This is a genomic window from Campylobacter concisus, from assembly GCF_002913715.1.
Classification (GTDB): Bacteria; Campylobacterota; Campylobacteria; order Campylobacterales; family Campylobacteraceae; genus Campylobacter_A; species Campylobacter_A concisus_AG.
The window spans coordinates 137,356-150,093 of the sequence record NZ_PPCE01000009.1 but is presented as its reverse complement, the minus strand read 5'-3'; the positions used below and the strand labels follow the sequence as shown (position 1 = coordinate 150,093).

Annotated in this window: 15 protein-coding genes; 5 read left to right on the top strand and 10 right to left on the bottom strand. The window is 38.8% G+C overall.

Translation table 11 applies throughout. The annotated features are described in order from the left end of the window. Positions 1-89 precede the first annotated feature (89 nt). Entirely contained in the window at positions 90-695 is a 606-nt protein-coding gene (locus tag CYO92_RS04715) for a DUF6803 family protein (RefSeq protein ID WP_103588850.1), read from the top strand. Between the two features lie 44 nt (positions 696-739). On the opposite strand, the gene CYO92_RS04710 is transcribed toward CYO92_RS04715, so the two are convergent. The 6 genes from CYO92_RS04710 to gltX all read right to left on the bottom strand — a co-directional run bounded on the left by CYO92_RS04710 (position 740) and on the right by gltX (position 5,542). Next, entirely contained in the window at positions 740-1,420 is a 681-nt protein-coding gene (locus CYO92_RS04710) for an MqnA/MqnD/SBP family protein (protein WP_103588849.1), read from the bottom strand. Then, a complete protein-coding gene (locus CYO92_RS04705) occupies positions 1,417-1,689 on the bottom strand; it encodes a barstar family protein (RefSeq protein WP_103588848.1) in 273 nt (90 codons plus the stop codon). The genes CYO92_RS04710 and CYO92_RS04705 overlap by 4 nt, the downstream gene beginning before the upstream one ends. Beyond that, entirely contained in the window at positions 1,686-2,192 is a 507-nt protein-coding gene (locus CYO92_RS04700; protein WP_103588847.1) for a ribonuclease domain-containing protein, read from the bottom strand. The genes CYO92_RS04705 and CYO92_RS04700 overlap by 4 nt, the downstream gene beginning before the upstream one ends. A 9-nt stretch (positions 2,193-2,201) precedes the next feature. After that, complete coding sequence (upp, locus tag CYO92_RS04695; protein WP_004317747.1) at positions 2,202-2,828, bottom strand: uracil phosphoribosyltransferase; 627 nt, start codon at positions 2,826-2,828, stop codon at positions 2,202-2,204. Positions 2,829-2,912: 84 nt separating this feature from the next. Further along, on the bottom strand, positions 2,913-4,166 hold the full coding sequence (locus CYO92_RS04690; protein WP_054196129.1) for a malic enzyme-like NAD(P)-binding protein: 1,254 nt from the start codon (positions 4,164-4,166) through the stop codon (positions 2,913-2,915). Further along, positions 4,163-5,542 (bottom strand): glutamate--tRNA ligase, encoded by a 1,380-nt coding sequence (gene gltX / locus CYO92_RS04685; protein WP_103589109.1) that lies wholly within the window; start codon positions 5,540-5,542, stop codon positions 4,163-4,165. Before gltX ends, CYO92_RS04690 begins: the two co-directional genes overlap by 4 nt. A 70-nt stretch (positions 5,543-5,612) precedes the next feature. Here gltX and CYO92_RS04680 point away from each other — a divergent pair, with 70 nt between their 5' ends. Continuing rightward, positions 5,613-6,443: a peptidylprolyl isomerase gene (locus CYO92_RS04680; RefSeq protein WP_021091056.1), complete on the top strand. Its 831-nt coding sequence runs from the start codon at positions 5,613-5,615 to the stop codon at positions 6,441-6,443. Positions 6,444-6,579: 136 nt separating this feature from the next. Continuing rightward, positions 6,580-6,945 (top strand): ATP-binding cassette domain-containing protein, encoded by a 366-nt coding sequence (locus CYO92_RS09590; protein ID WP_180997844.1) that lies wholly within the window; start codon positions 6,580-6,582, stop codon positions 6,943-6,945. Between the two features lie 29 nt (positions 6,946-6,974). On the opposite strand, the gene yedE is transcribed toward CYO92_RS09590, so the two are convergent. Next, positions 6,975-8,033 (bottom strand): YedE family putative selenium transporter, encoded by a 1,059-nt coding sequence (gene yedE, locus CYO92_RS04670; protein WP_103588845.1) that lies wholly within the window; start codon positions 8,031-8,033, stop codon positions 6,975-6,977. Between the two features lie 133 nt (positions 8,034-8,166). Here yedE and CYO92_RS04665 point away from each other — a divergent pair, with 133 nt between their 5' ends. Beyond that, on the top strand, positions 8,167-9,366 hold the full coding sequence (locus CYO92_RS04665) for a molybdopterin molybdotransferase MoeA (RefSeq protein ID WP_103588844.1): 1,200 nt from the start codon (positions 8,167-8,169) through the stop codon (positions 9,364-9,366). A 17-nt stretch (positions 9,367-9,383) separates the two neighbouring features. Next, positions 9,384-10,385: a TerC/Alx family metal homeostasis membrane protein gene (locus CYO92_RS04660; RefSeq protein ID WP_103588843.1), complete on the top strand. Its 1,002-nt coding sequence runs from the start codon at positions 9,384-9,386 to the stop codon at positions 10,383-10,385. Positions 10,386-10,505: 120 nt separating this feature from the next. Here the strand turns inward: CYO92_RS04660 and CYO92_RS04655 are convergent, their stop codons facing one another. Genes CYO92_RS04655 through CYO92_RS04645 form a run of 3 tightly spaced genes read right to left on the bottom strand, consistent with a single transcriptional unit; the run spans position 10,506 to position 12,738 of the window. Further along, positions 10,506-11,069, bottom strand: coding sequence for a MotE family protein (locus tag CYO92_RS04655; RefSeq protein WP_103588842.1), 564 nt, complete (start codon positions 11,067-11,069; stop codon positions 10,506-10,508). Then, positions 11,069-11,491, bottom strand: a complete 423-nt coding sequence (locus tag CYO92_RS04650) for a flagellar export protein FliJ (protein WP_103588841.1) — start codon at positions 11,489-11,491, stop codon at positions 11,069-11,071. Before CYO92_RS04650 ends, CYO92_RS04655 begins: the two co-directional genes overlap by 1 nt. Then, positions 11,488-12,738, bottom strand: a complete 1,251-nt coding sequence (locus CYO92_RS04645) for an adenylosuccinate synthase (RefSeq protein ID WP_084041659.1) — start codon at positions 12,736-12,738, stop codon at positions 11,488-11,490. The genes CYO92_RS04650 and CYO92_RS04645 overlap by 4 nt, the downstream gene beginning before the upstream one ends.

Below are 12,738 nucleotides of genomic sequence, written 5' to 3'. Positions count from 1 at the left end.
CACTTAGATCCCGCAACTATTCTCAATATTTTATAACTATCTTAACCCTTCGGTAGTAAATTTCTTTAAATTTTTACAAAGGATTTACAATGGTAATGACACACTACATGGAGCTTTTATCGCTCGATCAACCCTACAATCTAATCCTCTACATGGTGATACCTATGGGGCTTGCGGAGCTTTTAGTGGCGATGGAGTTTTTCACGATGTATCACATGGATAGCGGCAAAAACGCTGGCTTTAAGGCCGTTAGCAAATTTGTTGGCATAGTGCTTGGGGTCTATTTTACAGCTCTTGTGATCTACTTTTTAGCAAAAATTTATCCAACCATAAAATGGCGCGGATATGCCGATGTCATCGCTATCTACTCATATCTCATCGGCGTCATCCCACTTCTTGGCATCGCGCTTTTAGAGCTAAATTTGATCTATAAAAACGCAAGCCAAAAGGCAAAGCTAAAGCTTCACTTTTGCCTGCTCATATTCTTTTTGATCGTCGGACACGTCGCTATGATATTTGGCATGGTTGATCCTACCATAACAGGCTACAAGGCTGAAAATGGCGCGATGGATATGCAGATGAATATGCCAATGAACATGCCAGCAGATATGCCGATGCATGATCACCACAAGATGATGATGGATATGCAACAGATGAGTGATGATAACTCAACTAACATGCATATGCATCACTAAAATTTTTATAGCTTCTTGGTGCCTACTAAGAAGCTATAAAAAATTTAATTCTTTTTTTCTGCTTTTAACAATCTATCTTCTTTAAAAAATTTTCGGAGTGATTTTTGCTCTTTTGGGCCGATCTTGTAGCTTATAAATTTAAGATACCACTTGATATCTTGCTCGCTTATGTCGCGGCTTTTGGCATACTGGGCTAATATATAATTTGGAATTTTTACATTTTTTTGTAAAAATTTTGTGACCAGTTTTTTGTAAAACGAGCCATTTTTTACGTAAGAAAATCTACCAAAAACAAATGGCAAATTTGTCTTTTCGTGCCAAATTTGACCAAGGTCGTAAAAGCACTCTTTGCCCTCGCTTAAGTATGCCTTTAGCGCCCTGTCGCCTATGATCACCTCTCCATTTAGTTTAAGCACCTTGGCTAGGGCGTTTGAGCTAGCTGAGGCAGGATCTGGCTTTGGGGCTGAGTTTTTGCGAACAAGCACGCTTTTTACATCTTTTTTGGCGACTATTCCAAAATTTAGCTTCTTTAAATTTGCCTTTTTGCTTGCTATGCTTGAGATCACCGCAGCGTCGATCTTTCTGGCGTTTAGGGCTCTATTTAGCTTGCTTGGCACGCCCTTTTTAAACTCGATAGCCTTTTTTATCTGAGAGCTTAGTGGGGCTGATTTTAAAAATACGTGAAAGGGGAGTAAATTTAGATAATCAATCTTTCCAAATATCATTTTTCATCTTTTACAAGCTCAAATTTAACCATCTCATTTTCGTTGCAAACGTCGCGAAATAGCTGGGTTAAGCTCTCTTTTGTGTCATCATCCAAAGCATTTTCATTTTTTAGCTTTATAAGCGTTGGCTCATTTATCTCACAAAGGCAGTCAAAGAGCGCGTCTAAATTTTTGCCGTAGTACTCTGGCAGGTCAAATTTCTTAGCAAAATACTCATGCATCTTCTCTTTTTCGACCATCTTTTTTGCATCTAAGATCACGCTTTTCATTGCATCCTCTTCTCATAAAGCAGGTAAAAATGCTCGTAGTGATCGGGCGTGTAGTAAATAAGCCCGTCGTTTGAGTATAAAATTCTCTCAGCGCCGCGCCTGCCGCCATTATAATTCACATCGCACTCAAACCACTTTCTGCCATCAGCCTCAGGCAGCCTCTTTTCTCTGTTTGAAAATCTATCTCCGCCAATGCTTTTGCCGCCGCTTATCTGCCATAAATTTCCGTTTTTTGCATCCCAGCCAAGTTCAAGTGCCTCTTTTTTGGTTATGAAATTCTTTGGCAGCTTGTTAAATTTATAGATATAAAGAGCGACCTCATCTTTTGAAGTGTATGAGCCATTTTCTGCAAGGCTCTGGCTTTTTTGTCCCTCTTTGTTTAGTTGCTCAAGTAAAATTTGAGCATTTTTATTTGCTTCACTACCATTATTTGAAAAGAAAAAAGTGCCAACAATAATAGCAATGATAAAGGCGACTAAGGCTGGCAAAAGTCTTTTATTCAAATTTTGCCCTTAAAGCGTGTTAAAAACTCTATCACCAGCATCACCAAGACCTGGAACGATATAGTTTTTCTCATTTAGCTTCTCATCAATCGAAGCTGTATAGACCTCGACGTCTGGGTAAATTTCGCTAAATCTCTTTAGCCCCTCAGGAGCAGCGATGATAGAGATAAATTTGATCTCCTTAACGCCCTTTTCACGTAAGAATTTGACCGCATCTATCGCCGTGCCACCAGTTGCAAACATAGGATCGATGATGATCGCCATGCGTTCTTTTGCGTCTTTTGGAAGCTTCGCGTAGAAAAACTCAGCTTGTGCTGTCTCTTCGTTTCGCTGAAAGCCCAAAAAGCCCACACTCGCATCTGGAATGATAGTAAAAACGCTATCAAGCATACCAAGAGCAGCCCTTAAGATGGGGCATATCATCACTTTTGTAGTAAGCCTCTTTGCATCTGCCACCGCAACTGGAGTTTGGACTTTGACATCTTTTACCTTTAAATTTCTAGTCGCCTCAAAGATCATAAGATAACTGATCTCATCAACTAGCATACGAAACTGAAAAGGTTGGGTGTTTTTATCACGTAAAATAGTTAATTTATGCTCGATCAGTGGGTGCGAGATGAGTTTAACGTTTTGCATTTTTTATCCTTAAATTTACTGTTTTTACAAGGTTTATCTTTACAAAATGCCAAAAAGAGTTTAGCCCAAAATTTGGGCTAAATTTTAAAATCCTTTTGCAAGCTTGGCTTTGTAAGCCTCAACATCAAAATCTTTTACTCTCGCCACGCCATCTTCAACCGCAGCTTTTGCAACTGCTGGAGCGACTGCTGTTAATACGCGCTTGTCAAATGGTTTTGGGATGATATACTCTTTGCCAAATTTTAGCTCGCTAACGCCACTTGCTTTTAAAACTTCAGCTGGTACTGGCTCTTTTGCAAGCTGTGCAAGCGCTCTAGCCGCAGCCATTTTCATATTTTCAGTGATCTTTTTAGCTCTAACGTCAAGCGCACCTCTAAAGATGAATGGAAAGCCTAAAACGTTATTTACTTGGTTAGGATAGTCGCTTCTGCCTGTACCCATCATAACGTCACTTCTTACAGCCTCAACATCCTCTGGATAAATTTCAGGCACTGGGTTTGCCAAAGCAAAGATGATAGGCTCTTTGTTCATTGAAGCAACCATCTCTTTTGTAAGAACACCAGGCTTAGAAAGACCTAAAAACATATCAGCACCCCTCATCGCATCAGCTAGAGTTCTATCCTCAGTTTCAAGCGCGAACTCTACCTTTTCAGGTGTTAGGTCTGTTCTTTTTGAATGAATTACGCCTTTGCTATCTATCATAACGATGTGTTTTGCACCAAGCGCTTTATACATCTTCGCGCACGCAATGCCAGCTGCGCCTGCGCCGCTAACTACGATTTTTATCTTAGATATATCTTTGCCAGAAATTTCCATCGCATTTATCATGCCAGCACTTGTTATCATCGCCGTGCCGTGCTGATCGTCGTGCATTACAGGGATATCAACTGCTTCTTGAAGCTTTCTCTCGATCTCAAAGCACTTTGGAGCACGGATGTCTTCTAAATTTATACCACCAAATGTCGGAGCAAGGGCCTTGCAAATCTCAACGATCTTATCTGGATCATGCTCGTCTAGCTCGATGTCAAAGGCATCTACGTTTGCAAATTTTTTAAATAAAACTGACTTTCCTTCCATAACTGGCTTGCCAGCGATCGCACCGATGTCGCCAAGCCCAAGGACAGCCGTACCATCGGTGATAACGGCTACTAGATTTGCTTTATTTGTATATTTATAAGCTAGTTCATTGTCAGCTTCTATCTCTTTGCAAGGCTCTGCAACACCTGGTGTATAGGCCATTGAAAGGTCTCTTGACGTCTCGCAAGGCGTCTTTACCTTTATCTCGATCTTACCGCCTATGTGGTAGTTTAGTGCTTCTTCTTTAGTTACATGTGTCATTTCTCTTCCTTTAATAAATTTTGTATTCTATTTTTCGTCTCGCTACTGCCCACTACTTCAAGCACTTCAAAGATGCTTGGGCTCACGCTTGAGCCAGTTAGCGCTATTCTTAGAGCCTGAGCTAGGTCTTTTAGCTTTAAGCCATTTTGCTCTAAAAATTTATTTGTTAGCTCCTCGTAGCCCTTTGCGTCAAGGTCACGATCTAAAATTTGAGCAAATTTAGCCAAAATTTCTTTACTATTTTCATTTATAAATTTAGCCCAGGCTTTCTCATCGTAGCTTTTTGGAGCGTTGATGATCGTGTTTGCGCTATTTGCCATTTCGATTAGTGTCTTTGATCTCTCGCGGAGAGAATTTAGTAGTAGCTCGCCCTTTACCAAAGCTTTAAAATCCACGCCAAACTCAAGCATATCGTGAGCTAGTCTCTCATAAGGCAGGGTCTTAATGTAGTGAGAATTTAGCCAGTCAAGCTTTTGAGCATTATAAGTGCTTGAGCTTTTGTTGATATCGTTTGGATTGAAGTATTTAAGCATATCCTCGATAGTAAAAATCTCATCATCACCGTGGCTCCAGCCAAGACGAACAAGGAAATTTAAGAGCGCTTCAGGCAAGTAGCCCATCTTTTTATACTCCATAACGTCAGTTGCGCCGTGTCTTTTGCTAAGCTTTTTGCCATCCTCGCCGTTTATCATAGCGACGTGATAAAATTTTGGAATCTTAAAGCCAAGTGCCTCGTAAAGAACGATCTGTTTTGGGGTATTTGAGAGGTGATCATCGCCGCGGATGACGTCTGTTACACCCATTAGTGCGTCATCTATCACAACCGTGAAGTTATAAGTTGGTGTACCGTCGCTTCTTGCGATGATGAAGTCATCTAATATGTCTTCAACCTTAAATTTAACCTCACCTTTTATGCCATCATGTATGACGATTTCGCCACTTAATGGAGCTTTTATACGGATGACTGGCTCGATACCAGCTGGAGGAGTGCCAGTAAAATCTCTATATCTATTATCATATTTTGGACGCTCTTTTCTTGCCTCCTGGCTAGCTCTAAGCTCTTCAAGCTCGTCCTTGCTCATATAGCATTTATATGCTTTGCCTTCTTCAAGTAGTTTTTTAACATACTCTTTGTAAAGATCAAATCTTTTTGATTGATATGTCACTTCGCCGTCGTGATCTAGCTTGCACCAAGCAAACGCTTCTTTTATGGCTTGCGTGGCCTCTTCTGAGTTTCGTTTTAAATCAGTATCTTCGATGCGAAGTAAAAATTTTCCATTATTAGCTCTTGCGTATAAATAATTATAAAGGGCTGTCCTAAGTCCGCCTATATGTAGATATCCAGTAGGCGACGGAGCAAATCTAGTAACTATCATTTTGTGCCTTATTTTTATGTTATAATTGCCCAAAATTATATTTACTAAATACTTAAATAAAGGTTTTATTATGAAAAAATTGCTCTTTTTGGCTGCTGGCATGCTAAGTGCTTTAAATTTATATTCGGCTCAGATGATAAACGGTATCGCAGCTATTGTAGAGAACGAACCAATCACGCTTTATGAAGTTTATAGCTTGAAAGAACAGCTAAGAGCTAGCGAACAAGATGCTTTAAATTTACTCATAAGAGATAGGCTCGAAGATGCTCAGATAAAAAATTTAAACATTAGTGTAACGCCATTTGAGCTAAACGATAGAATCGAATCGATCGCAAAGCAAAATGGCATGACAAATTCGCAGTTTAGAAGCTCTATCCAAGCTCAAGGCATGGACTTTTTGGAGTTTAAAAACAACATAGAAAAAAAGATGCTTCAAGAAAAGCTTTATAAAAGCATCTTGGCTGAAGCTGGTAAAAATGTAAATGAGCAAAAAGCAAAGATGTATTTTGATGCTAATCCTGATAAATTTAAGGTCTTTAGCACCGCTAGAGTCGTAGTTTATAGAGCAAAAGATCCTGAGCTACTTGAGGCTCAAAAGACAAGTCCGAAGCTACTAGACGGCGTGCAAACACAAGAGGTTAGTTTGGACTATCAAAGCATAGATCCAAGGCTTGCTGCGATCATCTCAAGCACAAATAACGGTGACTACACACAGCCTTTGCAAGGGCCTGACAGCTTTGATATGTTTTTAGTAAAAGAGAAGATCGGCTCATACACACCAAGCTTTGCAGACGTTAAGGATAATGTTATAAACGAGCTTTATCAAGGTGAGCAAGAAAAACTTATGGCTGATTATTTTGACAAACTCCGCGCAAAAGCAAAGATTCAAATTTTAAGATAACTTCTCTTAGCCGTCATTTGGCGGCTAAATCCTCTCAATAGAATTAAACTTTTTTCAATTTTAACTCCCATAAATATACATTTTAGCTTTAGCATAAGCTACCTAAAAGCAACAAATCTTATCCCAAAAGCCATATTTGGTTAGATCTAGCCTAAAAGAACTCATCTCCTATCCGAACAAGAATGAGCAAAATGATAGTGAAATTTATAAAATTTTAGCCAGAGTTGGCCTTAGCAAATTTAAAAATTTAGATGAAATTTTAGACTATCCTAAGATTATGAGTGGAGGCGAGGCTCAGAGGCTAAATTTTGCCAGAGTCTATCTTGCAAAGCCTAAATTTCTATTCTTAGACGAGGCAACCTCAGCACTTGATAATGCTTCAGCAGCTGAAATTTTGAAAAATTTAAAGAGCGATTTTAAGGAACTTGGCGTGATGATGATCACACATCAACGCGAGCTTTTTGAACTTTTTGATGAAATTATAAATATAAGGAGTGAGTAAATTTGACTGCAAAAGCAGCCAAATTTATATTATGCTTTTTTAGTAAAAACTCCAACATAAATAGCATAGATAAAGCCGATCGCTACGGCATATGGAGCGTAAGGAGTGATGCCAGCTCCAGAGCTTGCAAGTATGAAGTTATGGCTTATCGCAGCGCCTGCTCCCATGCCTAAGACAAATACAGCTGAGCTTAAATTTCCAGCTCCCATTTGCACTAAATGTTTGCCTGGGCAGCCATAACTTAGGCTAAAGCAAAGACCAGCCAAGCTCATGCCAAGGAAATTCCAAAGGACGTCATTGTGAGCGATAGGTTGAGCTTCAAAGCCAAATTTATATTGCCCAAGAGCTAAATTTGTGATACTTGCAAAAACGATGATAGATACAATGCCATAAAACATTGAAAGATCACGCTCAAAAACTTTGCTAATCGCACCAACCGAGCAAAATTTGCTTCTTTGCATAAAAATGCCAATAACAATGGCGCAAATAAGTGAGATAAAGATATTTGCGTGCTGTGAGCCTGGACCTTTTTCTGAGCTAAATAAAGCACCATTGTCGCCAAGCTTTAAACCAAAGACAAGGGCTATTAAAAGCAAAATAGCAATGATTAATGGCAAAAACGCAACTGGTTTTGTAGTGGCATCATTTTCAGGTATGACGTAACCATTTTTCTTGAAAAATCGTCCAACAAAAACGCCAGCAAATAGACCGACAAGACCAGCAATAGCGGTCATATCTCCTCCGCCAAGACGTAAAAATGCTCTCCATGGGCAGCCCAAAAAGATAAGGCAACCAATCATAGCAAACACGCCTAAGAAAAATCTAGAAAATGCCGCACTGCCTGATACTGGAGTGAAATTTCTACTCCAAAGCATACTTGCTAGAAAGCCTCCGATGATAAGACCTAAAATTTCAGGCCTTAGATACTGCACGACCTTGGCTTGGTGAAAGCCAAGAGCACCTACGCTATCCCTTAAAAAGCAAGCCGCACAAACGCCCATGTTTGCTGGGTTGCCAAAATAAACAAGCACTGGGCCAAGAATGCCAAGACTTGCACCTGCGATGATGTAAAGCAATGTTTTATTCATGAATTTTCCTGTGTATAGGGTAAAATCAAACTGATTTCTTAAATGGCATTTTAATAGAGCATAAATAAAGAAAGTATAAAATTTAAGAGCCAAATAGCTAAAATAATAAAATTTTACGAAAAAAGGACACAAAGTGCGAGATATTATAAGTTATGAGGATAGTTTAAATATTTTAAAAGACACAGTTGAAATTTGGGATAAAGTAGAAAAGATCGCCATCACAGACGCTCTTGATAGAAATATCGCACACGATGTGATAGCAGATAAGAACTATCCAGCAAAGCCAGTTTCAGCGATGGATGGCTACGCATTTGCATATGGTGATAGCTTAAGCGAGCTTGAGCTCATCACCGATCTTCCCGCAGGAAGTGACAAGGAGATAAAAATAAGCGGAAACAAATGCGTTAAAACCTTTACTGGCTCGCTCATGAGCGAGGGCTCAGATACGCTTGTGCCAGTTGAAAATGTCGAAGTTAGTGGCTCAAAAATCACTATCAAAAAAAATGTATCAAAAGGCTTTGCCGTGCGTGCGGTGGGCGAGAGCTACAAAAAGGGAGAAATTTTAATAAGAAAAGGAACCAAACTTAGTTACGCAGAAATCGCACTTCTTGCTGAGCTTGGCATCTTTCACGTAAGCGTTTTCATCCGCCCTAGAGTAGCGATAATTGCAACTGGTAGCGAGATCAAAGACCTTGGCGAGCCACTAGAAAACGCTGCACAAATTCATAGCTCAAATCACATAGGTATAGCGATGCAAATACTTAAAATGGGAGCCGAGCCAATCCTTTGTGAGATCGTAAAAGATGAGGCTGCGCTTGTTAAAAAAGCTATCATAAATGCACTAAAATCAGCTGATATATTAATAACAACTGGCGGCGTTAGCATGGGAGATTATGACTTTGTAAAAGACACTTTAAAAGAAAATTTTAGCGTCATCATAGATAAGGCTGCCGTTAAACCAGGCCGCCACATCAAGATAGCAAAATCAGGCGAAAAATATATATTTGCACTGCCTGGATTTCCGTATTCAGCAATGGTTATGTGCGTACTTTATGTTAGAGTCTTGATAAATTTATGGCTAGGCAATGACGAGCCAAAAATCACGGCGATAATGGACGAAGACTATAAAAAGCGTTCGCCATTTTTAGAATTTACGGCTGTAAATTTAGAAAATCGTGAAGGAAAAAATTTTGTAAATCTAAATGGCAAAAAGCTTGGCAGTTCAGCGATCGTAAATAACTTAACAAACAAGGCTGCACTTTTAATTATCCCAATGGATAAAGAATTTCTCAAAAAAGGCGAGATAGTAGAAGTCTTGATGATGCCTTGCTAAAATTTTAAGGATAAAAGTTGAACGCGTTAGAAATTCAAACAATTATAGTTTTTCTTATAATGGCATCACTTGCCTTTGGAATAGATCTTTTTGCACATAAACGTGATGAGAAAATTTCACTAAAACAAGCTAGCATTTGGTCTATTTTTTGGATAGGAGTTTCGGTACTTTTTGGCATATATTTATATTTTGAGCGAGGCAGTGAAATAGCAAGTCTTTATTTTGCAGGATATGCGCTAGAAAAGTCGCTCTCGGTAGATAATCTTTTTGTGATGATGGCGATTTTTTCATGGTTTAAGATACCTGAAATTTATCGCCACAGAGTGCTTTATTTTGGCGTTATAGGAGCTATGATATTTAGACTCATCTTTGTAGCCGTAGGTACAATGCTTTTTGCCATCTCTCCTTGGATGGAGCTAATATTTGCGGCAATAGTCGCATATAGTGCCGTAATGATGATAAAAAAAGATAAGTGTGATGAGGATATAAAAGATTATTCAAACCACATAGCTTATAGGGCAGTTTATCGCTTCTTCCCAGTTTTGCCACAGCTTTTCGGACATAGCTTTTTTGTTAGATTTAGCGAAATTTCTAAGCAAATTTCAGATAGTCAAAAAACTACTCTTAACGATCAAATTTTAAGACTAAAAGCCACTTGGATAGCAACACCGTTATTCTTGTGCCTTTGCGTGATTGAGCTAAGCGATGTGATATTTGCTTTTGATAGCGTTCCAGCTGTCATTGCTGTGAGCAAAGATCCTGTGATTGTTTATTCAGCGATGATATTTGCGATACTTGGGCTAAGAACGCTTTATTTTGTACTTGAAGCACTCAAAAATTTTTTAAAATATCTAGACATTTCTGTGATCGTGCTTTTATTTTTTATCGCAGCAAAGCTAGCTGTAAATGCGACTGCTCATATCTTTCATATCGGTTTTGAAATTTCTGCACAAATTAGCCTTTTTATCATTCTAGCCATCCTTGGAGTTGGGGTCGTAGCAAGTTTAGTTAAAAAATAGCCACCACAAAAGTATGCAAGCTAAAGTTAGGTGAGCTTAAAATTAAAAATTTATAAGTATAGAGCTTTATATTTTAGTGTCTAAATTTTTTAAAATTTTACTTGCCTGTGCAAAAATTTATTACTGTATATTTATGCTACCAGCTGGAGTTGGCATATCGCCTTTTTCATCAGCAAATGGTGGCCCTTTTTGAAGCAAAGTGGTGATCTCAGATGCTACTTTTGGATCCATTTTTGCCATGATAGTTGATATCTTTTTGGCATCAAGAGCATAAAGTATGGTGGCTGCGTTTGATCTAGGCATTTTAGAGAGCACCTCAGCTGCCGCGCCATCTTTCATCTTAGAATACGACTCATTGACTTTATCACTAGTCATTGTGCGAAGTTCTTTTAAAATTTTCTCATTTTTGGCGACCACTTCATCGATCTCTTTGCGTTTTTGCTCGATCACTTTCATTGTCGCATTTAGGTCAGCTTCTTTTTTGGCAAGCTTTTTATTATTTTCTTCATAGGCTGCTGCCGAGCTTGCGCGAAATACTTCTAAAGCTTGACGCTGTTCATCTATGATCTCAAGTTCCTTTGAAATTTCTTCTTTTCTAGCTTCAAAAATTTGCGTACAGTCAACTGGTACTTCAAAACAAAATGCAAAATTTAAAATAGTTAAGAATAATAAAACCGCTCTCATCACAACTCGCTCTTAGTTGTAAATTTCATTACTGCAAACTCATCAAGTGCAAGTGCTTCAGCCTTTTGTATGCGTTTTATCTCTTTTTTAAACTCTTCTTTTTCTAGATATTTCATCTTTTCGTACTCTAAATTTGCATTTTTATATTTATGTTCGTAATGCGAAACCTCTTTTTTAGCTATTTCAAGGCTCTCTTTGCAGGCATTTAACTCTTGCCTTGCTATCTTTATAAACTCTAAATTTTCCTTTAGCTCGCCTATATTGCCACTTTTTGGCAAGCAAAACTCCTCAAGCCTTGCTCTTAAATGCACTAAATTTTCTTCAAAATTTCTTACATTAAGCCTAGCAACGGCGAGCTTTGCCTCTACCTTATCTATCTCTTGTTTTTTTACACGGACGATAGAGGTGAATTTACTTTTCATCTAATGATCGTATCGCTTCTTTCAGGGCTTGTTGAGATGTATCCGATCTTTACGCCAGTTAGCTCTTCTATTCGCTCGATATAAGCTCTTGCATTTGCTGGCAGATCTTCATATTTGCTTATGCCTTTTACGCTATCCCAGCCTGCAAGTTCTTCATAGATAGGAGTTGCATTTTCAAGATCTGTCGGCATATAATCGATAGTTTCACCATTATATTGATAAGCTTTACAAATTTTTACCACTTCAAATCCATCAAGCACATCAAGCTTCATAAGTGCATAAGTATCGACACCATCGAGTCTTGAAGCATATTTTACACTCACAGCATCAAACCAGCCACAACGTCTGCGGCGGCCTGTTGTTGTGCCAAATTCCTTACCGATATCACACATCTTATCGCCACTCGTGCCTTTGTCTTCTGTTGGGAAAGGACCAAAGCCAACACGAGTCGTATAGGCCTTTATGACGCCTATTACTTCACCGATTTCTTTTGGATTTAGTCCAAGACCTGTGCAAGCACCTGCACTTATGGTATTTGAGCTAGTTACGTATGGATATGTGCCATGGTCGATATCTAAAAGCGTGCCTTGAGCGCCTTCAAGTAATACCTTTTTATTTTCATCAAGTGCCTTCCATACTAGGTTTGTAGTATTTGCGATAAATGGAGCTAAAACCTCTTTATATCTTTTTAGCTCTTCAAGCAATTCATTCTCATTAGGAATTTTTACACCAAGTGCGTCAAATACGCATTTGTTTGTCTCAAAATCATGCATTAAAGCATCGCACAAACGCTCTGGTTCAAGTAATTCGCCTACTCTGTGACCGCTTCTACTTATTTTATCAGCATAAGTTGGTCCGATTCCTTTGCCAGTCGTACCGATTGCTTTTTCGCCTTTTAGTCTCTCTTTTGCTTGATCGATTTGGCTATGATAGCTTAGATTTAAATGTGCTTTATCGCTAATATAAAGCCTTCCCTCTAAATTTTCAAACTGTGCCATTTCAGTGATTAACACTTCTGGACAAACAACAACGCCATTGCCAATGATATTTATGATATTTTTATGCAAAATTCCACTTGGAACAAGGTGAAGCGCGTATCTAACGCCATCAACCCAGATTGTATGACCGGCATTATGACCACCCTGTGAGCGACAGATCATGTCATAGTTTAGTCCTAGCATATCAACTATCTTACCTTTACCCTCATCACCCCATTGAACTCCAACTACCAAATCAGCCTTTCTCAT